This window comes from Nitrospiraceae bacterium (assembly GCA_019637075.1).
GTDB lineage: Bacteria > Nitrospirota > Nitrospiria > Nitrospirales > Nitrospiraceae > JAHBWI01.
Map to the genome: position 1 here is coordinate 288119 of JAHBWI010000005.1, position 26558 is coordinate 314676.

Annotated in this window: 29 protein-coding genes; 6 read left to right on the forward strand and 23 right to left on the reverse strand. The window is 59.2% G+C overall.

Annotated features, from left to right (window positions below; genetic code table 11):
- Positions 1-29 precede the first annotated feature (29 nt).
- Together KF814_15030 and KF814_15035 are read left to right on the forward strand one after the other, a co-directional pair.
- Positions 30-470 carry a response regulator gene (locus KF814_15030; protein ID MBX3237461.1) on the forward strand — a complete coding sequence of 147 codons (441 nt, stop codon included), beginning with the start codon at positions 30-32 and terminating at the stop codon, positions 468-470.
- A 56-nt stretch (positions 471-526) separates the two neighbouring features.
- Positions 527-1621: a response regulator gene (locus KF814_15035; GenBank protein ID MBX3237462.1), complete on the forward strand. Its 1095-nt coding sequence runs from the start codon at positions 527-529 to the stop codon at positions 1619-1621.
- 31 nt (positions 1622-1652) lie between these two features.
- Here KF814_15035 and KF814_15040 read toward each other — a convergent pair whose 3' ends face one another.
- The 9 genes from KF814_15040 to thiS form a co-directional block, all read right to left on the reverse strand.
- Positions 1653-2639 carry a M23 family metallopeptidase gene (locus KF814_15040; protein MBX3237463.1) on the reverse strand — a complete coding sequence of 329 codons (987 nt, stop codon included), beginning with the start codon at positions 2637-2639 and terminating at the stop codon, positions 1653-1655.
- A 32-nt stretch (positions 2640-2671) separates the two neighbouring features.
- Entirely contained in the window at positions 2672-4048 is a 1377-nt protein-coding gene (pafA, locus tag KF814_15045) for a Pup--protein ligase (GenBank protein ID MBX3237464.1), read from the reverse strand.
- A 213-nt stretch (positions 4049-4261) separates the two neighbouring features.
- The gene (gene prcA / locus KF814_15050) at positions 4262-4945 is read right to left on the reverse strand and encodes a proteasome subunit alpha (protein MBX3237465.1); all 684 of its coding nucleotides are present in this window, start codon (positions 4943-4945) and stop codon (positions 4262-4264) included.
- A gap of 3 nt (positions 4946-4948) precedes the next feature.
- The gene (gene prcB / locus KF814_15055; GenBank protein MBX3237466.1) at positions 4949-5770 is read right to left on the reverse strand and encodes a proteasome subunit beta; all 822 of its coding nucleotides are present in this window, start codon (positions 5768-5770) and stop codon (positions 4949-4951) included.
- A 13-nt stretch (positions 5771-5783) separates the two neighbouring features.
- Positions 5784-7283, reverse strand: coding sequence for a proteasome accessory factor PafA2 (locus KF814_15060; GenBank protein ID MBX3237467.1), 1500 nt, complete (start codon positions 7281-7283; stop codon positions 5784-5786).
- Positions 7284-7298: 15 nt separating this feature from the next.
- Positions 7299-9068, reverse strand: a complete 1770-nt coding sequence (gene arc, locus KF814_15065; protein ID MBX3237468.1) for a proteasome ATPase — start codon at positions 9066-9068, stop codon at positions 7299-7301.
- Between the two features lie 162 nt (positions 9069-9230).
- Complete coding sequence (thiE, locus tag KF814_15070; GenBank protein ID MBX3237469.1) at positions 9231-9854, reverse strand: thiamine phosphate synthase; 624 nt, start codon at positions 9852-9854, stop codon at positions 9231-9233.
- Positions 9855-9969: 115 nt separating this feature from the next.
- The gene (locus tag KF814_15075) at positions 9970-10749 is read right to left on the reverse strand and encodes a thiazole synthase (protein ID MBX3237470.1); all 780 of its coding nucleotides are present in this window, start codon (positions 10747-10749) and stop codon (positions 9970-9972) included.
- Between the two features lie 6 nt (positions 10750-10755).
- Positions 10756-10962: a sulfur carrier protein ThiS gene (thiS, locus tag KF814_15080; protein MBX3237471.1), complete on the reverse strand. Its 207-nt coding sequence runs from the start codon at positions 10960-10962 to the stop codon at positions 10756-10758.
- Between the two features lie 114 nt (positions 10963-11076).
- Here thiS and KF814_15085 point away from each other — a divergent pair, with 114 nt between their 5' ends.
- Entirely contained in the window at positions 11077-11574 is a 498-nt protein-coding gene (locus KF814_15085; protein MBX3237472.1) for a histidinol-phosphatase, read from the forward strand.
- Here KF814_15085 and KF814_15090 read toward each other — a convergent pair.
- The 11 genes from KF814_15090 to ffh all read right to left on the reverse strand — a co-directional run bounded on the left by KF814_15090 (position 11549) and on the right by ffh (position 20501).
- Positions 11549-12898, reverse strand: coding sequence for a S41 family peptidase (locus KF814_15090; GenBank protein ID MBX3237473.1), 1350 nt, complete (start codon positions 12896-12898; stop codon positions 11549-11551). The two genes, KF814_15085 and KF814_15090, sit on opposite strands and share 26 nt — an antisense overlap.
- Before the next feature lie 33 nt (positions 12899-12931).
- Positions 12932-14128, reverse strand: a complete 1197-nt coding sequence (locus tag KF814_15095) for a peptidoglycan DD-metalloendopeptidase family protein (protein MBX3237474.1) — start codon at positions 14126-14128, stop codon at positions 12932-12934.
- The gene (locus KF814_15100) at positions 14125-15024 is read right to left on the reverse strand and encodes an ABC transporter permease (GenBank protein MBX3237475.1); all 900 of its coding nucleotides are present in this window, start codon (positions 15022-15024) and stop codon (positions 14125-14127) included. Before KF814_15100 ends, KF814_15095 begins: the two co-directional genes overlap by 4 nt.
- Entirely contained in the window at positions 15021-15689 is a 669-nt protein-coding gene (gene ftsE, locus KF814_15105; GenBank protein MBX3237476.1) for a cell division ATP-binding protein FtsE, read from the reverse strand. Before ftsE ends, KF814_15100 begins: the two co-directional genes overlap by 4 nt.
- Before the next feature lie 89 nt (positions 15690-15778).
- Complete coding sequence (locus tag KF814_15110; GenBank protein ID MBX3237477.1) at positions 15779-16165, reverse strand: YraN family protein; 387 nt, start codon at positions 16163-16165, stop codon at positions 15779-15781.
- 10 nt (positions 16166-16175) lie between these two features.
- On the reverse strand, positions 16176-16832 hold the full coding sequence (locus tag KF814_15115) for a ribonuclease HII (protein MBX3237478.1): 657 nt from the start codon (positions 16830-16832) through the stop codon (positions 16176-16178).
- A 57-nt stretch (positions 16833-16889) separates the two neighbouring features.
- A complete protein-coding gene (gene rplS / locus KF814_15120) occupies positions 16890-17303 on the reverse strand; it encodes a 50S ribosomal protein L19 (GenBank protein MBX3237479.1) in 414 nt (137 codons plus the stop codon).
- 109 nt (positions 17304-17412) lie between these two features.
- Complete coding sequence (gene trmD, locus KF814_15125; GenBank protein MBX3237480.1) at positions 17413-18201, reverse strand: tRNA (guanosine(37)-N1)-methyltransferase TrmD; 789 nt, start codon at positions 18199-18201, stop codon at positions 17413-17415.
- Positions 18201-18782: a 16S rRNA processing protein RimM gene (gene rimM, locus KF814_15130; protein MBX3237481.1), complete on the reverse strand. Its 582-nt coding sequence runs from the start codon at positions 18780-18782 to the stop codon at positions 18201-18203. The genes trmD and rimM overlap by 1 nt, the downstream gene beginning before the upstream one ends.
- 6 nt (positions 18783-18788) lie before the next feature.
- Positions 18789-19106 (reverse strand): 30S ribosomal protein S16, encoded by a 318-nt coding sequence (gene rpsP, locus KF814_15135; GenBank protein ID MBX3237482.1) that lies wholly within the window; start codon positions 19104-19106, stop codon positions 18789-18791.
- A 48-nt stretch (positions 19107-19154) separates the two neighbouring features.
- Positions 19155-20501, reverse strand: a complete 1347-nt coding sequence (gene ffh, locus KF814_15140) for a signal recognition particle protein (protein MBX3237483.1) — start codon at positions 20499-20501, stop codon at positions 19155-19157.
- Between the two features lie 313 nt (positions 20502-20814).
- On the opposite strand from ffh, the gene KF814_15145 reads away from it, so the two are divergent.
- Complete coding sequence (locus KF814_15145; protein ID MBX3237484.1) at positions 20815-21075, forward strand: DUF4321 domain-containing protein; 261 nt, start codon at positions 20815-20817, stop codon at positions 21073-21075.
- Between the two features lie 79 nt (positions 21076-21154).
- Here the strand turns inward: KF814_15145 and uvrB are convergent, their stop codons facing one another.
- Positions 21155-23152: an excinuclease ABC subunit UvrB gene (uvrB, locus tag KF814_15150; GenBank protein MBX3237485.1), complete on the reverse strand. Its 1998-nt coding sequence runs from the start codon at positions 23150-23152 to the stop codon at positions 21155-21157.
- Between the two features lie 134 nt (positions 23153-23286).
- Between uvrB and lexA the strand changes: the two genes are divergently transcribed.
- Complete coding sequence (gene lexA, locus KF814_15155; protein MBX3237486.1) at positions 23287-23832, forward strand: transcriptional repressor LexA; 546 nt, start codon at positions 23287-23289, stop codon at positions 23830-23832.
- A 101-nt stretch (positions 23833-23933) separates the two neighbouring features.
- On the forward strand, positions 23934-24482 hold the full coding sequence (locus KF814_15160) for a hypothetical protein (GenBank protein ID MBX3237487.1): 549 nt from the start codon (positions 23934-23936) through the stop codon (positions 24480-24482).
- Positions 24483-24647: 165 nt separating this feature from the next.
- Here KF814_15160 and KF814_15165 read toward each other — a convergent pair whose 3' ends face one another.
- Together KF814_15165 and KF814_15170 are read right to left on the reverse strand one after the other, a co-directional pair.
- Positions 24648-25181, reverse strand: a complete 534-nt coding sequence (locus KF814_15165) for a peptidylprolyl isomerase (protein ID MBX3237488.1) — start codon at positions 25179-25181, stop codon at positions 24648-24650.
- Positions 25182-25208: 27 nt separating this feature from the next.
- A complete protein-coding gene (locus KF814_15170) occupies positions 25209-26555 on the reverse strand; it encodes a DEAD/DEAH box helicase (GenBank protein MBX3237489.1) in 1347 nt (448 codons plus the stop codon).
- Between the last annotated feature and the right edge of the window lie 3 nt (positions 26556-26558).

Genomic DNA, 26558 nt, shown 5'->3' on the forward strand with positions numbered 1-26558 from the left:
CACTCGGCTCCGCATGGAAGGAAGAAACAATGACCGTACGACCCATCGATATTTTGATTGTGGAAGACAACGAGGATGATGTGGTGTTGATCCGGGAGGCTTTCGCGGAAGGCAAACTTGTCAACAACGTCAGCATCGCCAGGGACGGCGAGGAAGCCCTGGCGTATCTGCGTGGAGAAGGGCCCTTTAAGCAGGTGCCCCTTCCAGGCATCGTCCTCCTCGACATCAACATGCCCAAGAAAAACGGATTCGAAGTCTTGACGGAACTCAAGGCCGACCCACACCTCAAGGCCCTGCCGGTCGTCATGTTGACGGTCAGTGAGCGCGAGGAGGACATCGTGCGCTCATTTTCAGAAGGCGCCTGCTCCTATGTCCGGAAGCCGGTTACCCTGAAACGCTTTATCACCGTGATCAAGGAGTTCGAACTCTACTGGACCCTGGTCTCCCGGATTCCCCCTATCACAAGGTAGGTCCCGGCATGACCAAGAAAGCCCCACACGGCCGATCAGTACACGAGAACGCCTCCATGGCAAAACCCCTCGCCCATTACCGTGTCTTGCTGATCGAGGACAATGAGGATGATGCCGCGTTGGTTCGACATGCCCTGACGGCTCGCCCGGGATTCGTCTGGGATCTGGACTGGGTCGATCGGCTCGAGGTCGGGGCGGCGGCGCTTGCGGAACACCCCTACCAGGTCGTGCTCCTGGACTTATCGTTGCCGGATAGTCGTGGGCTCGATGGGCTCACATCACTGGCGCACAAATTTCAAGACACGCCGATCGTCGTGGTGACGGGCATGGAAGATGAAGCCATCGCGCTTGACGCGCTCCGCAAAGGGGCCCAGGACTACGTGACCAAGGAGAGGATCGACCCGTACACGCTCGCGCACACCATGCGTTATGCCATGGAGCGCAAGCGCGAGGAATGCGTTTTGCGGCGCACGACCGCGGAGTTGCGCGCGCTCAGCGCTCACGTACAGCAGGTCCGGGAGGATGAGCGTGCCCGCATTGCCAGAGACCTGCACGACGAACTCGGACAGCGGCTCGTCGGGTTGAAGATCGCCATCGCCCGGTTGGAACAAGCGTCGAATCCCGTCGGGCTGGCATATGAAGAAATGGCTCCGCGCACACAGGCGATGACCGGTATGGTCAACGACACGATTTCCACCATCCGCAGCTTGGTAAGGCAGTTACGGCCGCCAGTGCTTGATCACCTCACCCTCGTGGAATCATTGGCTTGGCTTGCGCATGATTTTGAGCAGCGAACCGGGATTACCTGCCGATTCCATTCCGGTGCCATCACCGCCACACTCGCCCCGCAGGAAGCCAGCTCCGTCTTTCGCGTCGTGCAGGAGGCCCTGACCAATGTCGTGCGGCATGCGGGCGCTTCCCATGTAGACATTCGGCTCAACGAGCGGCAGAACACCTTACACCTGACCGTACAGGACGACGGACGGGGCATTACCACCGCACAGGCACGCGGGCGCGATTCGTTCGGACTCATGGGCATCCGGGAGCGGGTGTTGTCGCTGTCCGGCACGTTGGAGGTGGAAGGGCACGAGGGAGGAGGAACCTGCCTGCATCTTACGATCCCGGGCCGCAGGGAAACCGCGAACGGGTAGCGTCAGGGCGAAATGCGGATGAATACGCGCGTCAGCGATTGTCCCCGCCGACGGCGGAGGAGGCATCCGGAGTTCTTGACGGCTGGCCCGGAACGGCCAGCATCGGATGGGGAAACGCGGGGTGGGTCGGGAACGGCAGATCCAGCATCGCGTAGGGATTGACGCGGGCACCGCCCACCTTCATGCCCCAGTGCAGATGCGGTCCTGTCGCACGGCCCGTGGCGCCGACCTTCCCGATCACCTGGCCGGTCTTGATCAAGTCGCCTTCTTTTACGAGCACATCCGCGAGGTGAAAATACATCGAATAGAGGCCCAGCCCGTGGTCCAGGTAGATTCCCCGTCCGGAAAAAATATGGTCGACGACGAGCCGCACCACCCCATCATTGCTGGCAATGACGTCGGTACCCATCGGCGCGCCGATGTCCTCGCCGTTGTGAGGATTCCTGGCCTGGCCGTTCATGATCCTGACGCTGCCGAAAATACCGGTGCGCTTGCCGTGCACCGGTTCCACGAAACCTGTCTGCCACAGGCGCATGCCTGATTCCTCTGCCAGCACCCTGCGTACCTGTTCTTGCTCGGCCTTCCACCGCGCCGTCGCCTTCTCGTCCAGATCGACTTTCTCCTTCGGCAGTTTGAGATGCTCGACCGCAAACTTTTCCTTCCCCACGAGCACATGGTAGCTGAAGTGCCGAATCTGTTCGCCCAATTGCGCGTCCACGATCAGTTCATGGGTGCCGGGCACGTCTTGTAGGTCGATGCCGAGCAGGCCCAAATACCCGCCGCTCTCACCGCCGGCCGGGTCCTGGAAAAAGCTGACGGTCCGCCCCAGAAACCTCCCCTGCACTTTCGCCGCGTCCTTGAGCCCCGGCACCTTGACCAAGAGCACCTGCCCTTGCTTGCCGCTGTATTGCCCATCCACTCCCTGCGGCGGCGGCGGGGTATTCGGAAACAGTTCGACCGGAAACACGCTGACGAGCAACACCACGGCCATGATGATGAAGCGATCCAGCCGAGACATGCTGAGAGGGGGGAGCGTGTCGTTCATGATCGTCATCGATAAAATCGTAGCCCGGAGACTTGCGAGACCAATTCTTCGACGCGGCGGTTCACGGCACTGAAGGGATCCATGCACAGAATCGTCTCTTCCCAGTAGCCGTTCAGCTTCAAGTATGTCCAATCCACGGTGTAGGATCGGTTTTTCGCCCGCGCAAACCTGATAAAGTCACCGCGCACTTTCGCCCGTGTGGTCTGCGGGGGAACCGACATGGCCCGCTGGACCGCTTCTTCGTCCACGATCCGCTCAGCCATGCCCTTGTTCTCCAAGAGATAATACAACCCCCTGGTTCGTTTCACGTCATGAAATTGTAAATCCAGCAGAAAGACCCGAGGGTCGTCCCACCCGCAGCCCTTCTTGTCCACGTACGACTGAACAAGATGCTTCTTCATGACCCAGTCGACTTCCCGCACCAGCAACATCGGATCTTCTTCCAGTCGGTCGATCACCGAAACCCATTTCTGCAACACATCGTCCAACACTGCTTCATGCTCTTGGGTGTCCAAGAAGTCCTTGGCCCGTTCGATGTACGCACGCTGAATCTCAATGGCCGTCATCTGCCGGCCGTCGTCCAATTTGACCTTCTTGTTCAGCGTAGGGTCGCGTGAGATCTCACGGATGGCCTTGACGGGATCTTCGAGTTCCATCCCCGTCACCGTGTAACCGGCCTCGACCATCGACAACACCAGGGCCGCGGTCCCGACCTTCAAATAGGTCGCATACTCCGACATGTTCGAGTCGCCCACGATGATGTGGAGCCGGCGGTACTTCTCGGCATCGGCATGCGGCTCGTCTCTGGTATTGATGATGCTTCGGGATGACGTCGTCGACGACGAGGTTTTCTCGTGAATGTGCTGGGCCCGTTGCGAGATGAAATACTGCGGCTTACCGGAGACCTTGAGCACCTTCCCCGCGCCGGAGAAGATCTGCCGCGTCACGAAGAACGGGATCAGTTGCTCTGTGACCTTCCAAAAATCCACGTCCCGACGCATTAAGTAGTTCTCGTGGCACCCATAGGTGTTACCCAGCGAGTCGGTGTTGTTCTTGAAAATGTAAATTTCTCCCGACAGGCCTTCCTCCCGGAGTCGTTCCTCCGCAGCCGGCAAGCAAGCTTCCAACAGCCGTTCTCCGGCTTTGTCGTGCACGACGAGATCCAGGATGTTGTCGCACTCGGGGGTCGAATACTCGGGATGGCAGCCGGTGTCCTGATAAAATCGTGCGCCGTTCACGAGGAAGGCGTTGGACGGCCAACTGTTGGGAATGAGCCCTTCGAAAATGTAGCCCAGCACCTTTTCCATCGGCAGATAAATCCGCCCGTTCGGGGAAAAGATCAGGCCGTATTCATTCTCAAGGCCGAAGATGCGTTGTTTCATCTGGTGCGGGCACCTCACTGCCCAGGACTTTCAGAATACACTGCGGGGGCTTCAGCTTCAATATATCGGATACTTTAGGCACCGGCACACAACCCCACGCCCAGACGGAAATCCCGGGTGCGCGGGCGGACCGGCCGACCACGCTGCCGCGGCTCCCTGTCCCATGCGAGAAGGTTGACGGTCAGTGCGGGAACGGTGCGAAGGGCGAGAAACCTAGGAGAGGAGCTGACGGATATCCGAGATCGCGAGCCGCCGAAACTTGCGGCCGGACCTAGTCCGATCCAGGACCGCCACCTCGAGGTTTTCGGCTGGAATCTTTTGGGTCGCGACCTGCTCGAGAGCGGCAAGGCACAGAACCAGCCCGGTCTTAAGCGTCGGCGGCTGGGCATTGCTGTGCTCCCGGAGATAGGTCTGCACGTTTTCGGCGCGGCCGCCGATCACCGCGAACTTCTTCTCGTCGACAATGCTCCCGTCGAACGAGATTCGGTAGATTTCGTTGGCCTGGCCGTTGTGACCGACCTGGACCACCAGAATTTCCACCTCAAGCGGCTTCACATCCTGACCGAAGGCCGTGCCGAGGCTCTGGGAGTAGGCATTGGAGAGGGAGCGGGCACTGACGTCTTCACGGCTGTACATGTAGCCGGTCAAATCGGCATGCCGGATCCCCGCCTTGCGCAAATGTTCGAACTCGCTGTACTTGCCGGCGCCTGCAAAGGCGATGCTGTCGTACACTTCCGAGACCTTGTGGAGCGACGCGCTGGGGTTGTCGGCCGCCAGCAGCACACCGTCCACATACTCCAGCGCGATGATGGAGCGACCCTTGGCGATGCCCTTTTTGGCATACTCCGCCTTGTCCTGCATCATCTGTTCGGGAGAGACGTAATACGGTAACGCCATCGGCTAACTTCTCCTTCGGTCGACCATCATGGCTTCATAGATTCCACGGATGCGGTCTTCAGTGACATCGGTAATGCCCGATTCGCTCACAATCTTTGCGGTCGGATAGATTCCACGAAGCAGGTCGGGTCCCCCGGTTCCCACATCCTCGTCCGCGGCATTGTAGAGAGCTCGGAGCGCCAACTGCAGGGCATCCTGCTCCGGCAACGCCGGGCGATAGTGCTCGCGCATCGTATTGCGCGCATCCTTCCCGCCCGAGCCGATCGCATGGTGATCGGATTCCTCGTAGCGACCGCCGGTGATGTCGTATTTGAAAATGCGGCCTTCTTTGCGTTTGAGATCGTAACCGACATAGAGGGGCATCACAACCAAGCCCTGAAAGACCATCGGCAGGTTGGCCTTGACCATCTGGCCGAGTTTGTTGGCCTTCCCCTCGCAGGACAGTTGCACCCCCTCGAGCTTCTCGTAGTGCTCCAGTTCGGTCTGGAACAGTTTGGCCATTTCGATACAAGGGCCTGCCGCGCCGGCGATGGCCATCGCGGAGTAATCATCGATGCGGAAGACTTTCTCGATGCGCCGGTCCGCGATCTGAAACCCTTCCGTGGCGCGCCGGTCTCCGGCGATGATGACGCCATCGCGGTATTTGACGGCCAGGACCGTCGTCCCGTGCGGCACGGGCATCGAGCCCGAGCGGCCGGATTCCTGGGCCATCGGCACCCGTTGATTCAAATCTTTATGCCCGGGAGTCAATTCTGGATGATGCTGGGTGAGGAAATCGAAAAAACTGGATCCCTCGGATGGTGGCAAAAAAGGCCCTGTTTTCATTCCGTCATCGCCGTCAGGTGGAAAGTTTCGCCAAGAGGACCGCTGCGGTCTCTGACTGGGCCAACAACTCCCCGGTCAAGGCTTCGTTGCCGCGCAGCGGATCCATTAATGGCACACGTTTGATCTTGTTCTGCCCCACATCGAACATCACGGAGGTCCAACTCACTCCGTACACCGAAGTGGGATAGCGCTTCACACATTGTCCGCGGAAATAGGCCCTGGTTCCGGTCGGCGGATTGAACTCCGCCCGGGCAATTTCGTCTTCCAACACGACGCGCTCGATCATGTGGCTCCGTTCGAGCGTGTAGTAGAGCCCCTTTTCTGGGCGGACATCGTGATATTGCAGGTCCATGAGCCGGATTCTCGGATCGTCCCACCCGCAGCCCTTGCGATCCATATACGACTCGATGAGATGCCGTTTGGCCACCCAGTCGAGTTCGCGCACCAGCAGGTGCGGATCGCGTTCGAGCCGATCAAGGACATCTTCCCAGCGCACAAGGATATCCTTTGTGACCTGATCGATGTCGCGACAGGCGTAATACCGCTGCGCAGCTTTTAAAAACGCCCGCTGCACTTCGATGGCCGTGATGGGCGTCCCATCGGTCCGCTTGAGCGTTTCACGGACCTGCAGATCTCGCGACACCTCTTTGATGGCGCGTACGGGATCCGCGAGGTCAATGCGCGGCACCTCAGCACCGGCCTCGAGCAATTCGAGAACGATGGACAAGGTGCCGACTTTGAGATACGTCGACAGCTCGGCCATGTTCGCGTCGCCCACGATCACGTGGAAACGGCGATACTTCCCCGGATCCGAATGCGGTTCATCTCGCGTGTTGATGATAGGCCGCTTCACCATTGTATTGAGATCCACCAGCGTCTCAAAAAAATCCGCGCGCTGCGAGATCTGGTATTCCGTCTGGCTCGTCTGATTCTCGGCGCCGACCTTGCCCGCACCCGCATAGATCAAGCGCGTCACCAGAAACGGCGTCATGGTTTGGATGATGCGATCGAAAGGCACCGCCCGCGACACCATATAGTCTTCGTGATAGCCGTAACTGTTGCCTTTGCCGTCCGAATTGTTCTTGTACAGCACGAACTGCTCACGGCCGCGGGCCTTCACGACCCCCTCGAGCGCCTGCGCCATGATCCGCTCACCGATCCGCTCGAAGGCCACGATTTCCCGCGCCGTCGTACATTCGGGCGTCGAATACTCCGGATGTGCGCCGTCCACGTAGAGACGGCCGCCGTTGGCCAACACCTTGTTCAGCTGACGGTTGTAGTCGGGACCGGGCCGCTCGCGTTCCCCTTCCACCTCGAAGCCACGAGCATCCAGCAACGGATTCTCGTTCTCGTAGTCCCACACCGCGTGAGGCGAGGGCAAGTGAGGGTAATAGCCGATGACGTGGATGGAGTTCGCCACCGGATCCGTGGCGTTCGGATCCCGACTGGCGATACCAAATTCAGTCTCCGTGCCGATGACACGGGGATGGGTGCGAGCGTCAGATTCTTTCATGAAATGTCCGGCGCCTTAGAGGTAGTGCCCAGTAGTGACGGTCTCGATTTGTCGAGACTCCGCCGGCCCGCCGCTGATCGTCCGGAGGTGGACGATCTTTTCGCCCTTCTTACCCGCCACCTTGGCCCAATCGTCCGGATTGGTGGTGTTGGGCAGATCTTCATGCTCCTTGAATTCTTCTCGGATTGCACGCACAAGATCCTCGGACCGCAAGCCGGCCCCTTCCTGTGCGATGGCTCGCTTGACCGCATACTTCTTGGCACGGGAAACGATGCCTTCGATCAAAGCGCCGCTCGCAAAATCCTTGAAGTAGAGCACTTCTTTCTCGCCATTCGCGTATGTCACTTCAATGAACTTGTTCTCCTCGGACGTGGCGTACATCGCCTCGACCGTCATCTTGATGAGCGCATCGACCAATGCCCGGGCGTCCCCACCGTGCTGTTTCAAATCGCCTTCTGCGAAGGGCAGATCGGTGGTCACGTACTTGGAGAAAATATCTCGAGCCGCGGTCACGTCGGGGCGACCCACTTTGACCTTCACATCCAATCGTCCCGCGCGCAACACTGCCGGGTCGATGAGATCTTGCCGGTTGCTGGCCCCGATCACAATGACATTGTTCAGCCGCTCCACCCCGTCGATTTCCGAGAGGAACTGCGGCACGATCGTGGATTCGATGTCCGAGGAAATCCCCGTGCCTCGCGTGCGGAACAGCGCGTCCATTTCGTCGAAGAAGACGATCACCGGATGGCCGTGATCAGCCCGCTCCTTGGCCTTCTGGAAGACCTCCCGGACCTGGCGCTCCGACTCGCCGACATACTTACTGAGAAGCTCCGGTCCCTTCACGTGAAGGAAGTAGCTCCGGAGCTGTTTCCCCTTGAGATGACCGAGCTTCTTCGCGATGGAATTGGCCACCGCCTTCGCAATCAGCGTCTTGCCGCACCCCGGCGGGCCATAGAGAAGCACGCCTTTCGGCGCACTGAGTTTATAGTCCTGGAAAATATGCGGATAGAGGAACGGCAGCTCGACCGCATCGCGGACCTGCTCGATCTCACGCTGGAGGCCGCCGATGTGTTCATAGTCGACATCGGGTACCTCTTCGAGCACCAACTCCTCCGCTTCCGACTTCGGCAGCTTCTCGATCACGCAACCTGATCGTGGGTCATAGAGCAAGTGGTCGCCCACGCTCAGACGCTCGGCCACGAGCGGCTCCCCGAGCTCAGCCACCTTCTCTTCGTCGAAGTGTAACGTCACCAGGGCCCGATTGCCTTCGAGACCGGCCTTCAAGCGGACAACTTCGCCCTGTACGTCAAAGCCGCGGGCTTCGATGACGTTCAATGCTTCGTTGAGAATGACCTCCTGGCCTTTACGCAAGTCCTTCCCCTTCACGGAAGGATGCAGGCTCACCTTCATCTTGCGGCCGGACACGTAGACGTTTCCGGTGCCATCGTCATTCAAACTGGTGAAGATGCCGTATGTTGAGGGCGGCGCCGTCAGCTTTTCGACTTCGGCGCGGAGTGCTTCGATTTGGGATTTGGCTTCTTGGAGAGTGGCGACCAGTTTTTCGTTCTGCTTGGTCGCCTGTTCGAGCTGGTAGCGCGACTGATAGAGTCGACGAATCTCCTCCTCCATCGACTGGATTTGGACGCGGAGTTTTTCGGCCTCGCGCGCGTGATCGTCGTTTTTGTGAATCACGTCCCCATCTCCGTCAGAGAGTTTCTTGGTGATGCGCTTGACGGAATCACGTAAGGACCGGAGTCGGCCTGGACTCCCTTTGGATTCGGCCATCGTCCTACTCGTCGGATCGTTCGAAAGCCTTGCCAACCATTGCAGTCCAAGTCTTTTTCGGATTCTATCACCCGCCTATGGGGTGGTCAACAGGACCGGCGCAATGCGTGAACCGATAATCCACCTGCACGACATAGCAACGTACAACTCACTCTGCATCCCTCACTTCACCGCATCGAGCAGTTCACGCGCAGCAGCACCGACGTTGCCCGCAGCGAGCAACGCGGAGATCACGGCCACTCCGTGAGCGCCGGCCCTCCGCATGTCCCGCGCACGAGCCGCCGTGACACCGCCGATTCCGAAAATCGGAATGCGCACCCGCGATGCGGCTTCCTCCAGAACACGCAATCCCAGCGGAGCGCCGAACTCCCGCTTCGAAGGCGTCTCATAGATGGGACCGAGCACGACAAAATCCGCTCCCTGATCTTCCGCGGCACGCACGCCATCGACGCTGTGCACCGATACCGCAACCAACTGTTCAGGCGCCAACAATTTTCTGACGACTGCAGCAGGAAGACTCGTTTCGCGAAGGTGCACACCCGCCGTCGGCAGGACCATAGCCAGATCGGCACGGTCGTTGATCAGCAACTTCGCGCCTTGCGCCATGACCGCCCGTCGCAAGGGCTCGGCCAGCGCCAGCAGATCTCTGGTTCCGAGGTCACGTTCCCGCAATTGAATGGCACGCACACCGGCGCGCATCGCGAGATCAAGAACGGATAGGAGAGGACGCCCCGCAGTTTGGTGACGATCCGTCACCAAATAGAGACGAAAGTCAATTCGAGCCATCCGGGGAAAAATCTGAGCCTAAGCGGTGAGTCCTAACCTTCTCCTGCGTATGAACAGCGACCCAGGTTCAGTACTCACCTCACGACTTGGAACTGATCACTGACCACTACACTGCCTAGAGCATGCCCTCGATAGGGCTGCTCGCCGTCGCATAGAGCTTTCTCGGAATACGTCCGGCCTTGTAGGCAAGCCGACCGGCCCACACGGCATATTTCATGGCTTCGGCCATGGCGATCGGATCCTTTGCTCCGGCAATCGCGGTGTTCATCAACACCGCATCGGCACCATACTCCATCGCCAGCGCGGCATCCGAAGCCGTCCCGACTCCGGCATCCACGATGACCGGCACCTTCACGGTCTCCATGATAATTTTCAGATTGTAAGGGTTGCGAATCCCGAGGCCGGATCCGATGGGCGCAGCCAAAGGCATCACAGCCGGGCAGCCGATGTCGACCAACCGCTGGGCCACAATCGGGTCATCGTTCGTATAGGGCAAAACAACGAAGCCTTCCTTCACCAGAATTTTTGCGGCTTCGATCAGGCCGGCCGTATCCGGGAAAAGCGTCTTCTCATCGCCGATGACTTCCAATTTCACCAAGTCTGAGACGCCGGCCGCCCGAGCCAATCGCGCGTAGCGTACCGCGTCCTCCACCGTATAACAGCCCGCCGTGTTCGGCAGGATGATGTACTTCTTCGGATCGAGGTAGTCGAGCAGATTCTCCTTTGACCGATCCGTGATATTCACACGACGCACGGCAACCGTCACAACCTCGGCGCCGGACACTTCGATTGCCTTCTGCGTCTCGACGAAGTTCTTATACTTTCCGGTGCCCACCCACAGACGGGACTTGAATTCCCGTCCGGCAATCACCAAACGATCGTTGGTCGTATCCATAGTCGATTACCCCGCTCCGCCACCGATGAAGCTTAAAATTTCCACGCGGTCTCCATCGCGGAGGCCACGGGTGTCAAAATCCTTCCGATCGAGAATTTCCAGATTCAACTCGACCGCGACCCGGTCCGTCCGGATATCCAACTCGCGAAGGAGCGCCGCGACGGTCTGTCCGTCGCTGATACCTCGCGATTCCCCGTTGACCTGGATTTTCATGCCTGAAATTTCCGTGGTTCATCCTATGCAACGAGAAATCCGATTGTCAACCAAGCGTGAACCGACTTGCCAGTGCGGGGGAATTGCGATCAGAATGGCGTCCGAGGAACGACGATGGCCCAGAGCGAACAGATCCATCAACTCGCCCAACTCTTTCGCGCCATGGCGGACCTGCTGGCGGCCAGGCGGGCCAATCCCTATCGGGTTCGCGCCTACCGCCGGGCGGCGGACTCATTGATGGCCTTGGAAGGTGACGTCGCGGAGATGGCCAGGCAAGATCAGCTGGAAGACATTCCGGGAATCGGCCGCGACCTTGCCGATAAGATCCGAGAGTTCCTTGCGACCGGCACGCTGCGGGCGTACGAAGAACTCAAAACGCCCTTGCCCAAGGAAGTGGAAGACTGGGCAACGCTGCCGGGCCTCTCCAATGCCCTGGTGAGCTACCTCTACATGCGGCTGGGCATCCGCACCCTGGACGACCTGCAAGCCCTGGTCAAATCTCACCTGCTTCGGACGCTGCCGGGATTTACCGGAACGGAAGAGTCGTTACTCGACGCAATCGGAGAACGACAAGCTTCCGCCTCGACTACGAAACCGGCCGAAGCTCCTTGAAGATCTTCCAGGTCTTCAACAGTTCAACCGCCTTCTGCAATTGGACGTCGTCTTCGAGGGGCACATCGCCAGCCGCATCGGCGCTCTGAGCCGGTGCACCGGTTCCGTTCTTGTGCGTGTCATCAGCCGGTTTGGACGGCGTGGCCGGTTCTTTGGCGGGCGACGGCGCCTTTGCCGACTTCGGATCGGCCTCTTTGCCGTCCTTCTCTTTTGCGGCAACCTGCTGCTGCGCCTTGACGACGATATCCGGCGTGATGCCGGTGGACTGAATGGAACGTCCTTTGGGTGTGTAGTATTTGGCCGTCGTCAATCGAAGGCCGGATCCGTCACCGAGCGGAAGGATCGTCTGGACGGAACCCTTGCCAAACGACGTCGACCCGACAATCACCGCGCGTCCCCAATCTTGCAAGGCACCGGCTACGATCTCCGATGCGCTGGCTGATCCCTCATTCACCAGCACGATCATGGGAGAGTCTTCAAGGGTCTCCTTCGTCTTAGAGAACCACTCGTCCTTCTTGCCTTCTCGCCCCTTCGTATAGACGATCAGTTTCCCGTTCCCGACGAACTGCTCGGATACATCCACTGCGGCGGTCAGGAGACCTCCGGGGTTGTTCCGCAGGTCCAGAATGGTGCCCTGTACCTTCTGCTCCTTGAAGTGTTTCAGCGCCCGTGTGAGATCCTTACCCGTCGCCTCTTGGAACTGAGTCAACCGGACATAGCCGATCGTGTTATCGATCACCTTGAATTTCACGCTCTCAATCTTGATGGTATCGCGCACCAACGAGAACATGAGCGGATCCGGGGTGCCGTCGCGCTGAATCGTGAGGTTGACCTTGGTCCCGCGAGGTCCGCGCATCTTCTGCACGGCATCCATGAGGGTCAGGTCCTTCGTCGGCTCGTCGTTGACCTTGGTGATGTAGTCGCCGGCCTTGATGCCGGCGCGGAAGGCCGGCGTGCCTTCGATCGGGGCGATCACCGCCAGGCGGTTCTCTTTCACGCCGATCTGAATACCGACGCCGCCGAACTCACCCTTCGTCTCGACCTGCATTTCCTTATACATCTCGGGGGTCATATAAGCGGAGTGGGGATCCAAGGTCGACAGCATCCCGCGAATAGCCCCCTGCACCAGATCCTTGCTCTTGGTCTCGTCCACATAGTGCTTTTGCACTTGTTGCAGGACCTCGGTAAACGTCCGGAGTTCCTCATAGGTTTCGGACGCATGGCCGGTCCGCTCCAACCCCTTCTCGACGAAGAGGCCGATGCCCAAGGACAACATGACCATCAGCAAGAGGTACAACCACCGCCGGCTGCGCTGCTGTTCCATATCGTCAGTTCCTTCCTTCCCTCGGTCCCACATCTACCGCTTATTAGTAAGCCACATGAGCGGATCAACCGGCTCAGCACCCTCACGAAGTTCAAAATAGAGGGTACTTTCCCCCGTCATACCGGTATCCCCGGTTTCCCCGATCGTGTCTCCCGCATCGATGCGAGCCCCGACTGTGGTCAAGATCTTCGAGGCATGGGCATACAACGAGAAGACCCCGTTGGCGTGATCTACGATTATAACCAGTCCGTAGCCTTTCAACCAGTCCGCATACGCGACCTGCCCGCCGGACACAGCCCGTATATTACTCCCTTCTGCGGCCCGAATCTCAATACCTTTTCGCTGGATATACGTGTTGAAGGTCGGGTGCTTCTGCCGCCCGAAATACGACACCACCTGGCCGTCGGTCGGCCAGAGCAGCGTCCCCTTGAGGGCCCGTAGCCCACCCGTGGCCGACGGCGGCCGCGCGGCAGCCGCGCGGCGGCGAGTTTCGAGCTCTTTCAACAAGCTATCCACCCGAGCGGCAGACTTTTCGAGTTCCTCGACCGCACGGTCGTAGGATTCTTTCTGCTGCGTGATTTTTGCCAGGTAGACCTTCTTTTCCTTTTTTAAGCCGTGGATTTGTGCCAACTTTTGCTCAGTGTTGGTCTTATAGGCCAAGATGCCCCTGCGGGCCTCCTCCCGTTCATGCTCAACCTCGGCCATCCGATCGGCATCCTTCCGATAGGTCTCCACGACCTGGTACTCACGCTGGGATACGGCCGAGAGATATTGGAATCGCCGTTGAAAATCTGCATAGGATCCGGCGGCCAGGAGGGTCTTGAGGTGCCCGAAGCGGCCTTCGACGTACTGCACGCGCAACCGAGCGGCAATCGCGTCTTGCCGCTCATCGATGCGTTCGGCCAACCGGGACAGCTGCACGCTCATTTGTTCGATCTCGTGATCCTTTTTTCGCAACTGTTTGAGAATATCCTGATGCTCTTGCCGATGGCGCACTAAACGCTCATCGAGCGACTGCAATCCCTGCAACACGGATTCCCGCTTTTTTTCCGCCTCATCGGACTTCTTGCGTTTCTCTTCGATCGTCCCACGCAGCTTCTCCAGCGTCTTCTTTTCCTGTTCGATCTTGTCAGTGTACGTGTCTTTCTTCTCGGCCTGCGCCAAGCCGGATAGCATACCCAACGCCGTGACAAACGGCACCATCGCACACCATGCCGTCCGATGGTTCATGCCCGCCCTTCTCCAAACCGGACGAGGGATAAAAAGCTGCCGGCAAAGCCAAGAAACAACCCGACCATTACCAGCACGGCGCACATCTCCAATGGAAAGAACGTCAAGAGCGAATCCACTCCGAGGAAGCGGCTGGTGGACCTGATCTCATGGCGGAACAATTCAAAACCGGTTTTCAGGATGACCAGGGAGAGGGCGCTACCCAAGAAGCCCAACGCAGCCCCTTCGAGCAAATACGGCACCCTGATGAACGCTTTGGTGGCGCCGATCAAGCTCAGGATTTCGATCTCCTCCCGTCTGGAGTACAGGGCCAAACGAATCGTATTGGCAATGATGGTGACCGAGGCGGCGGAGAGAATCACGCCGACGATAATGGCGGCAGCTTCAATGTAGCGGACGATGCTCGCCAAGGCGTCGACCCACTCCTGGTTGTATTGAACCTGTCCGACCCCTGGTATGAGTTTGGCTCGGTCTGCCCATCGTCGAACCGCATCGGACGACCGAGCCTCGGCGGTCAAGGTCACCACAAAGGACGCCGGCAAGGGATTCTGGCCGAGCCCCTGCAACAGATGGGAATCGGCCGGGAACTGTTTCTGAAAATCGGCCAGCGCCTGCTCCTTGGACACATAAGTCAACGAGGCGATGCTGCGGTCCGATCTGAGCTGTCGCTCCACATCGCCAATAGTCTGGCTCGTCAACTCATCCTGCAGATACACAATGACCTGAATGTCCTGTTCGAGGGAAAGGGCCATGCTGCGCAGGTTCACGTACAGCAGCAGAAACACGCCCACGCAAGCAAAGGTAAAGGCCGTCGTCGCCACGGCCACCATCGTGGTGGTGCGATTGATCAGGACGTTGGCCGCTGCTTCTCGGAGCAGGTAGAAGACCCGCCTCACACAACCACCTTCTCGCGCGACATCACCTTCCCCTGCTCCAAGACAATGACACGCCGATTGACCTGCTCGAGCACCTTCGGATCATGCGTCGCCACCATCACCGTCGTCCCGCGCGCATTGATAAGTTTGAAGAGTTCGATGATCTCGCTGGTCAGTTCGGGATCGAGATTGCCGGTCGGTTCGTCGGCGAGCAGGACGATCGGTCCGTTGACGATCGCACGGGCGATACAGACCCGCTGTTGCTCCCCGGTCGACAGTCCCTGCGGATACAGATCCTTCCTCCGATCCAGTCCGACGGCACGCAGCGCTTCGGTCACCTTCCGCCGGATATCGGTTGTCGACGCGCCCTGGACCAGCAAGGGCAATGACACATTGTCGAAGATCGTTTTCTTCGGCAACAGCCGGAAGTCCTGAAAGACGATACCCACACGCCGGCGAAGCGCGGGAATTTCCGACGGCCGCAGCTTCGACACGTTGCGCCCCTCGACGAAAATTTGACCTTCATCCGGTTGTTCGGCCGCGATCAGCAACTTCAGCAGCGTCGACTTCCCCGCTCCACTCGGTCCCATGAGCAGGATGAATTCACCCTTCTCAATTTCCAAATTGATGTCGGAGAGGGCCGGCCTCCGATCAAAAGTCTTTGAGACGTGAAAGAGTTGGATCATGAAGACAGACCCGTCAGATTAGGACCGTCGGTTCGTCAGGGTGGCATTCGATGGTCGACACACCCCGGGATGGGGAACGCCCCGCCTCCCTACCATCGCAGATCATCCCCCTGCACGTCGAACGCATTCGCAATATGTTGCAGATCGACAGACCCGTCAGGGTGATCCTGGAACAATACCACATCGAACCGGCAGGGCTGCCCGTGGATCCGATGCCGCGCCAAATAGAGCGCAGCGAGTTGAACCACCTTCGCCTGCTTGCGGAGCGTCACCGCCTCGGACGCCCCTCCGAACACCTCGGAACGGCGGCGCTTGACCTCGACGAACACCAACACGCCTCGATCTTCCGCAACAAGGTCCAACTCTCCCAGCGGGAAGCGAATGTTTCGCCCGAGGATCTTGAATCCCTTGCGCCGGAGATAGTCTTCCGCCTGCCGCTCGCCCTCGTCTCCTAGCTTGCGGCGTGAGTCGCGCATGGTCGGAAAGTCACACCGTCCGGACGTTCATGGCCTCGGTGCGAGAGACAGCAGTCGCCATTGCATCCCGCACCGGCGCGAAGCTTCGCCGGTGGATGGGACATGGTCCGTACGTACGCAGGAAACGGAGATGTTCCGGAGTCCCATACCCCTTGTGAACCGAAAAATTGTACGAGGGAAACGTCCGGTGATACTCATCCATCAGGCGGTCACGAGTCACCTTGGCCAAGATGGACGCGGCTGCAATCGAGCGCGACAGACCATCCCCCTTGATGACTGACTTTTGCGGCAATGCGATGGTAGGGAGTGTCAGGGCATCGAGGAGGAGGAAATCCGGCGGCGGTGTGAGCAAGGCCACCGCACGCTGCATGGCCAAGCGGGTGGCTTCGAGGATGTTCAGGCGGTCGATTTCCTCTTCGCTTGCACTTCCCACGGCGCTGGCCACCGCGCGCCGGAGAATCACATCATAGAGCCGATTTCGATCCGCTTCGTCGAGTTGTTTGGAATCGTCCAATCCCGGCAGGACACAGCCACGGGGAAGGATGACCGCGGCGGCCACGACCGGGCCGGCCAGGGGGCCACGCCCGGCCTCGTCCAGGCCTGCGATCCGCCGATATCCGCACCGGCGGGCCTCCACCTCGAAGCACTCGGTGGGGCCCCCTGTCATCAGGCCCTGCGTACGCGACACACGCATGCCCCTCAACTGATGTGTGGTGGCAACGCGTCAGGCCTTGGCGCCCGCCGTGGCGGTTTCCGCTGCAGCCCCGCTGTTCTGCTGCGACCGGCTCTCGGCCGAAAACTCGCGGTCTTCCACCTTGGCAAACTTGCCTTTCTTGGTGCGCAGATAATACAGCTTGGCGCGACGCACGCGACCTTGCCGAACGACATCGACCTTGGCGACGCTCGGGGAATGGACCGGGAATATACGCTCGACCCCAACCCCATAAGACAGTTTGCGAACGGTAAAGGTCTCGCTATTGAGCGTCCCCTTCCGTGCGATCACGGTCCCTTCATACACCTGAATGCGCTCTTTCTCACCTTCTACCACCTTCACGTGAACGCGAACGGTATCCCCGATCTCGAACGTGGGCACCGTCTTCTTAGTTAAGGATCGCTGGATCCGCTCTAACCGATTCATGATCTTCTCCTCCTCGTCTCTAGGAACTGGAACGTGTAAAAAACCGACAACGATGCTGTGACTCCACACAATTTCTTCCGGCCATGTCTGCCTCGGTGAGCGTGACCGGCTAGTCGCCCCGTCGTCCCGCGCAGGCAGAGGCCAGACTTTCCTGCATGACCTCGATCAACAACTGCTGATCCTCTTTACCCAATACTCGGTCCCGCAGCAGATCGGGCCGTTTCTGATAGGTATTACGGATCGCTTCCTTTCGCCGCCACACGCGGATACGTTCATGGTTTCCCGATACCAGCACATCGGGAACCCCCATCCCTCGCACCTCGGCAGGTCTCGTGTAGTGCGGATACTCGAGCAAGGCCTCGGAAAAAGACTCTTCCTCCGCGGAAGCCTGATCGCCCAATACACCGGGAACCAACCGGGCCGCCGCGTCGATCATTACCAACGCCGCCAATTCCCCTCCGGTCAGCACATAATCACCGACCGAAATCTCCTCGGGATGCAGGGCCAGACGGACTCGCTCATCGATGCCCTCATAGTGGCCGCACAGAAACACGATCGGCCGCGCATCCTCCGCCAGCGACTTCGCAAGCTCCTGGGAGAAGGGGCGCCCCTGCGGTGACGGCATCACGATGCGCACATTCGCATCAATCGGGTTCGCCGCCCCATATTGGTCGCAAAGGGCCTCCACTGCCAGGAAAATCGGCTCGGCTTTCATCACCATCCCGGCGCCGCCGCCGTACGGCACATCGTCGGCTGTCTTATGCCGATCAAACGTAAAGTCCCGAAGGTTCCTGACAGACACCTCCAAGAGCCCCTTTTCCTGGGCACGCTTCAACATGCTTTGACCGAGGACCGGCGCAACCATGTCCGGAAACAATGTCAGCACTGCGCAGCGCATCATGCAGTTTCCAATAGCCCGTCCGGGAGCCGTACCATCATGGTGCGGGCCTCGACGTCGACGGCCATCACAACCTGCTTGGCCGCCGGAACGAGCACCTCTCTCCCGTTTTGTCGCACTAGGAATACCTGATTGCCCGACAGATCTATGACATCCTCGATCGTCCCGATGGGCCCCCGGGATTCATCCTGAACGGCCATGCCGATCAGATCACACTCGTAGTACTGCCCGGACGGCAGTTTAGGCACCTCTCCGCGGGGGATGCGAATCCATCCGCCGCGAAACTCCGCGACCTGTTCGGGTGCCGTAAAGACATCGAAGCCGACAATGAACGTGTCGCCGCCAGGACGAACATGGGTGACCTTAGCATCGAGGACCCTCCCCCCCGCAGCCACCAGGGTCACCTGCCGAAGCCCTTCAAACCGACCAGGCACGTCACTGAGGGAACGTACGCGCGCTTCTCCCCGCACACCGAATGGCCGTTCGATCCTGCCGACCGTCACGAGTTCCGTCTGATCGACCATGGTGAAGTGAGAAGGACCAGGGTCGCAAAAAGTCGTGCGCCCGCCCCTTTCCCTCATGCCAGGTTACTTCTTCGTCTTCGCCGCCTTCTCCGGCTTCTCTGATTTCTCTGCCTTCTCGGACTTTTCCGTTTCAAACTGCTTCCAGACGCCGTGACGCTTGAGCAGGGTCCGCACGGTCGTCGTCGGTTGGGCACCATGCCGCAGCCAGGTCAACACGCGCTCCTGCTTCAAATCCGGAACCGCCGGGTTCTTCAGCGGATCGAAAATACCGAGGATCTCCAGGAACCGCCCGTCGCGCGGCTTGCGTGAATCTGCCGCCACCACTCGATACATCGGTCGCTTGTGCCGCCCCGTTCGTGCCAATCTCAAATGAACCGCCACGTTACTCCTCCTTCATCCTGTTATTAAATGACACTGATGATTGACTCTTCACATTCCCCGTAACATTTGCGCCAGTTGACGCCGTCCGCCGACTCCCGACATGACCTTGGCGATCTTCTTCGCCTGCAAAAACTGCTTGATGAGCCGATTCACTTCCTGCACGCTCGTACCACTCCCGCGCGCAATACGTTTCTTTCGGCTCCCATTGATCAACGTATGGTCCCGCCGCTCACGCCTCGTCATCGAATCGATGATGGCCGCCACGCGGTTCATTTCTTTTTCCGGCAACCCGCTGTTCGCCAGATCTTTGAGCTTCTGCCCGCCGGGCAACATTCCCAAAATCTGTTCGAACGTGCCGAGCTTGTTCATCTGTCCCAACTGCGACCGAAAGTCTTCCAGCGTAAAGCTGTTGCTGGTCAACTTCTTTTGCGCCGCCTCGGCCTCCTCCCGCGAAAACGTCTCCTGAGCCTTTTCGATCAGCGACAGCACATCGCCCATGCCCAGAATCCGCGAGGCCATGCGGTCCGGATGGAACGGTTCCAAGGCATCGAGTTTTTCACCCATGCCGAGAAACTTGATCGGTTTCTGCGTGACCGCGCGGATGGAGAGCACCGCGCCGCCGCGCGCATCACCTTCGACCTTGGTCAGAATCACCCCGGTGAGACCTACGCGCTGGTCAAACTGGGCGGCCATATTGACCGCATCCTGGCCGGTCATGGCATCGGCGACCAGGAGGACTTCCTGCGGCTTAACCGCTTCCTTGACAGCGACCAACTCGCCCATCAATTCGTCGTCGATGTGTAAGCGACCGCCGGTGTCGAGCACGACGACGTCGTACCCCTGCTCACGCCCGCGCAGAACACCCCGCTCGCAAATGCGCACGACATCCGCGCGGGATGCGTCGACTTGATCGAAACGGTGCACGTCCACACCCAGATCCCGTCCCAGGCTCGACAATTGATCGCCTGCAGCCGGTCGCCGCGGATCGGCCGCAACGAGCAGCACACGTTTTCCCTGGGTCTTGAACAAACGGGCCAACTTGCCCGACGTGGTGGTCTTTCCGGCGCCCTGCAACCCCACCATCATGATGATGGTGGGAGGCATCGACGCCAGGCTGATGCCGGCACGCTCCCCGCCCATCATGCCGCGGAGTTCGTCCCAGACAACCTTCACGACCTGATGTCCCGGCGTGAGGCTCTTCAGGACTTCCTGACCGACCGCCTTCTCACGGACTCGCTCCAGGAACTCTTTGACGACCTTGAAGTTGACGTCAGCCTCGAGCAAAGCCAGACGAACTTCCTTCAGTGCCTCACCGATGTTGTCCTCGGTGAGCACACCTTGGCCACGAAGCTTTTTAAGTATCCGTTCGAATTTTTCGCTTAGCGCGTCAAGCACGAGCCACCACTACACAGGACGATCGAAATCCTCACTTCGCCCGGATTACCGATCACCTGGAAAAATCTGGGAAAAGAGCATCGGGCAGTCTATAGAAGGGGGGAGCATGAAGTCAAGGTAGTTCCTACGCGCGTTCGTCTTTCAAAACACCAGCCCAATCAATGGGATTGGCTCTTATGAGACCCGCCGTTCCCCGGGCCATTCCGCAGCAAGCTGCGGCTGGCATGCATTTTGTTGACATCAAATTAGGCTTCCGATAAGGTGCCGAACTAACAGGTATTATCACGATTTTGCCAACGAGGAGAGTCACCGGATGAGAAAATCGATCGGCATGCTGCTGATCTTTATCCTGATCGGAGGAATGCTGGGCGGGATCTTCGGAGAGATCCTGCGGGTGATGGCTCCCAATGGCGCAATTCAGAACATCTTTGCCAGCAACTTTTCACCCGGCATCAATCCGCCGCTCAGCATCGATCTCGTGCTGCTCAAATTCACCCTCGGATTCAGCCTCAAGGTGAATTTGCTGAGCGTCTTGGGCATGTTCCTCGGAGCCTACCTGTACAAGCAGATGTAACCCTCGTACGGCTATGGGAAGCACAGCGCGTCCTCCGTGGTCGGTCATGAGTGGGCTGTGGCGGCCGACGAACGTGGGCCTAAGACTTCAACTCAAGGTTTTGCATCCGTAACGCACGGATGCGGTTCCGCAGTTCCGCCGCCCGCTCGAATTCCAACCGCTTGGCCGCCGCCTTCATTTCCGCTTCCAGACGCGCCACGACCTGCACTTGGTCCTCATTGGCTTTGTAGGAGGTCGAAGCCTCGGCCGCCAGGTCCAATTGCACATAGTCTACCTCGGCAGCGGCATATTCCAGCGCAGGAATGCTCTTCCGCACGCTCTCCGGCGTAATCCCATGGGCCTCGTTGTAGGCAGCCTGGATCGCCCGCCGCCTGGCGGTTTCTTCCATCGCCACCCGCATAGAGTCCGTCACCGTATCACCGTAGAACAGCACACGCCCATCCACATTCCTCGCCGCACGACCCGCCGTTTGGATCAATGACCGATAGGAGCGGAGGTACCCCTCCTTGTCCGCATCCAGAATCGCCACCAAACTGACTTCGGGCAAATCCAAACCTTCGCGCAACAGGTTGATCCCGACCAGTACATCAAACGTCCCGACCCGCAGACTGCGAATGATCTCAGCCCGCTCCAACGTCTTGATGTCCGAATGCAGGTACCGCACTTTGACGCCCAGCTCGTGATAATACTCCGTGAGATCTTCCGCCATCCGCTTCGTCAACGTTGTCACAAGCACCCGGTTTTTCTTGGCCACCTCTGCCTTCACTTCGCCAAGCAGATCGTCGACCTGCCCCTTGGCAGGGCGCACCTCGATCACCGGATCCATCAAACCGGTCGGGCGGATGATCTGCTCGACGACCTCGCCCCTGGCATGCTCAAGCTCGTAAGGACCAGGTGTCGCCGACACATACACGACTTGATTCAAACAGTGTTCGAACTCCGCAAACTTCAACGGACGATTGTCGACCGCCGACGGCAACCGAAATCCATAGTCGACCAGCGTTCGCTTCCGAGAAAAATCTCCCTCGTACATCCCGCCAACCTGAGGCACCGTCGCATGGGATTCGTCCACGATCAGGAGAAAATCCTTGGGAAAGTAATCCAACAACGTCGGCGGCGGCTCACCCGGGGCACGACCGCTCAAGTGACGCGAATAGTTTTCGATGCCATGGCAGTAGCCCATCGCCCGGATCATCTCGAGGTCGAACTTGGTCCGTTGCTCGATCCGTTGAGCCTCCAGCAACTGGCCATTCTTGGTGAAGGCCGCGATTCGCGCGTCCAACTCTTCTTCGATACCGGTAATGGCCCGCTCATACCGGTCCGGCGCAATGAGATAGTGCGTATTGGGATAGATCGCGATCTTCGGCAATTTTCCAAGCGACTTGCCGGTCAGGGGATCGATCTCGTGAATGGCATCCACCGTATCGCCGAACAACTCGATTCGCACCGATTTTGCCTCGGAGGACGCGGGAAAAATTTCAACGACGTCGCCCCGCGCGCGAAACGTGCCGCGATGGAAGTCCACATCGTTGCGCGCATATTGAATCTCCACCAGTTTGGAGAGTATCTGCTCGCGCCGAACCTCCATGCCCTCTTCGAGATAGACCAACATGTCGTGGTACACCTCTGGCGATCCCAGGCCGTAAATGCAGGAAACCGACGAAACGATCAACACATCGTTGCGCTGCAGCAGCGAGGCCGTGGCGGCATGGCGCATCTGATCGATGGCATCGTTGATCGAAGAATCTTTTGCGATGTATGTGTCGCTTTGCGGAATGTAGGCTTCCGGCTGGTAATAATCGTAATAGCTGATGAAGTATTCGACTGCGTTGTGCGGAAAGAACTGTTTGAACTCCTGATAGAGTTGGCCCGCCAGCGTCTTGTTGTGCACCAGCACCAGCGTCGGTTTCTGCACCCGCTCGACCAAGTTGGCCATCGTGAAGGTCTTGCCGGAACCGGTCACGCCGAGTAAGACTTGGTGCTTCTTTCCGGCCAAGACACCGGCGGTCAATTTTTCAATCGCCTGGCCTTGGTCACCGCAAGGTTTGAAGGGCGCGTCGAGCTTGAAAGGCGGCATCGTGTAGGCATCTTAACACGTTCGATTCTCCAGCGAACGCATCACAGTCGCGTGGCGTAGGGTTATCGTTCTTCGGCAATGCACGCCTTTCGGCCCCCTTGACGGAGCCGACTCGTTATGTAACGATTCGTTACATGCGGCCGAGCGACCTCAAAAAAGCCCGCCAGACCCTTGGGCTCACACAGGAACAGCTCGCCGAGCGGCTGAAAACCACCCGCCAGACCATCGCGCGGTACGAACTTGGCACCCACAAGATCCCGTTTGCCGTGCGGCTGGCCGTCGATCACCTGACGGCTGGAGCGCGCATTCCCCTGGCCGGAATGGTGGCCGCCGGCGATCCGATCGAGCCGATTCCGCAGACCGAAATCGCGGAGGTGCCGCCCGGCATGGTGGGACGCGGCGAGACCTTTGCGCTACGGGTCAAGGGCGAGTCGATGCGGGACGAGGGTATTCTCCCCGGCGATCTCGTCATCGTCCAGAAGCAGGCGACCGCCCGTAACGGTCAGACGATCATCGCGTTGGTCAACAACGAGGCCACGATCAAGACCTACTACCGCAAAGGCAGCGTGATCGAACTGCGCCCAGCGAATGAAACGATGGCACCGATCGTGATCAAACCGACCGACTCCCTGCGGATCGAAGGCCTGGTGATCGGAGTCATTCGATACTGCCGCAAGTAGGACGGGATACTGAGACATATGCGACAAAAACCTGCTTGCAGAGAGTTTATCGCTTATGGGGATTCTATTCGACCTTTGCGTATCTCTCCGAGGCCAGACGAATGGGAATCACGGTCCTTCCGCCGGATGTCAACGACAGTCGATGGGCCTTCCGTGGCTGGGCGCGCAGCATGCGAGTCGGACTCATGCAGATCAAGGGACTGCGCGCGGAGACGGCCGACGCGTTGATTGCCGACCGCGAATCCCGTGGCCACTATCGATCCTTGCAGGAGTTTCTGGAGCGAGTACGCCCCGATCCGGCGCAGGCGAGGCTATTGATTACCGCAGGCTGTTTCGATTCGATTGCCGGTGAACTCACCAGGCCGGCGCTCTGCTGGCGATTACTAGCCTGGCAGGAGAAAGCCTCATTGAGATATCTCCCGGTTCCACCTGAATATGCGCTGCCGCAACTCATCGCGCAGGAAGTTGAGCGGTTCGGGTTTCCGCTCCGCTGCCATCCGCTCGAGTTGATCCCTGCGGCAACTCTTCCGCCCCGTCGAATCGCCGCCGCATCCATGAGCCGATATGTGGGCCGATCGGTCACGATGGTCGGCGTCCTGATCACAGAAAAGATCGTCACACCAAACGGGGCGACCCAATGGAGTTCGTGAGCTTCGAGGATGAGACAGGCCTGTATGACGCCACGCTGTTTCCCAACGTCTACCGGCGTACGTGTCACCTGCTCGAAACGAATCAGGCCTATGTCGTTCAGGGAATCGTCGAGGAACACTTCGCCGCCGTGACGTTGACCGTCACGGCGTTACGAAGCGCAGAAGTTACGGGGTCTTGCTCTCGGCAGAAGAACCGGCATCGCCTGGTTCGATCTTGAGAATATTCACGTCGAACGTCAGAGCCTTGCCGGCAAGCGGATGGTTGAGGTCCAGCACGATCTTCTTTTCGGTCACTTCAAGGACCTTGACCAGCCGGCCGTCGGATGCCTGGAGAATATCACCGACCTTTACCTCCTTGGGTAACTTGTCCGGTTCGATGGTCTGCCGCAGCTTGTTGTTGTAGGGACCGTACGCATCGGCAGCCGACACTTCGATCCGACGCTTCTGCCCGGCTTTCATCCCGTCCAACGCCTTCTCGAGACCCGGAACAATCTCATGCGCGCCCTGAATGAAGGTAATCGGCGCCTGCCCGACGTTGGAGTCGACCACAGACTTGTCCGGAAGACTCAACGTGTACTCGAGCGACACCTTCACGCCGTCCGCGATGGTCAAGCCGTTTTCCGCGGCGACTGCCTGCCCCATGCCTAGCAGCCCGAGTGCGGCGATCGCCACGCTACGCAGTACCCATCTCTGGTTCATAACCTGCTCCTTGTCGTTGTGCCGCTCTTAGCGGCCGAACCGTGAGGTCATCGGCTGCCCGGAGCGGCGACCATTTCTCCCTCGCCACGATGTCGGCTGCTGTCCTCTCGAATCATGTGCCGGTTCGGCACGAAACGGTCGCGCCTTGTGTCGCCGCCGCGCCTGTTCCTGATCTTGCGGTTCGGCGGCGGGAGCGGGCAAGGCCGTCAATGCCGGCATCGTGAGTCGTTGCGTCCGAATCCGCAACCGACGCACCATCGTCAAATATTCATGCTCCTCATGAGGGGCCAGAATCAAGACTGTCGTGCCCGTTCGGTCGGCTCGCCCGGTCCTGCCCGCACGGTGAACATAGGAAGTCTGATTTGCCGGCAGCTCAAAGTGAATCACCTGTCCCACGGTCGGGACATCTAACCCGCGCGCCGCCACGTCCGTCGCCACCAGTGACCGCAAACGCCCGGCTCGAAACGCCGTCAGAGTCCGCTCGCGCTGGGCCTGGGAGTGGTTTCCTGTGATGGCTCCGACTGAAGCCGCATCGCCGCCCAACCGGGCAGCCAGCCGCTTGACCTTATATTTCTGGTCGCAAAACACCATGGTCTGCTCGCCAGCTTGAGCCTGCTGCAACAACGTATGGACTAATTGCACCCGCACGCCTTCGCTCGGCACGACATAGTAGGCATGCGTAATCGTAGTCGGTGTGTTGACGCCCTGATCCACCGCGGCCCGGGCCGGATTTTTCAGCATGGATTCCGCCAACGTCTGAATCTCCGGCGAAAACGTTGCAGAGAACAACAGGGTCTGCCGTTGCGCAGGCAACAGTTGGAGAATGCGCTGGATATCGCGGAGAAAGCCGCGATCCAACATTTGATCGGCCTCATCCATCACGAGGTACTCGACACCGCGTAGATCCAGATGACGTGAGCCCGCTAAATCAAGCAGCCGCCCCGGCGTACCGATCACGACCAGCGGCGGTTGCCGCAGCGCGCGGTAGTGACGCTCGATCGGAGTCCCTCCATACACGGACAACGACGTGAGTGCCGGCGGGGCATACTTGCGCAGTTCCATTTCAATCTGCAGCGCCAACTCTCTGGTCGGCGCAAGCACGAGTGCACGCGGCAACCTGAGTTGCTGGGTCGGCGCGCCGCCGACCTGGCCCCCCCCGGTGGGCCTCCAGCCCTCCTTCGCAGCCCGCTCAATCAACGGGATCAAGAATCCCAGTGTCTTACCGCTGCCGGTACGGGCTTGAGCCAGTAAATCGCGGCCCTGCAACGCCAGAGGGATGGCAACCTTTTGAATGGGGGTTGGCGCGGTGAAGCCGGCCTGCTGTAAGCGGGCGGCAAGAAAAGACGTCAGAGACAATTCGGCAAACGAATCCATGCA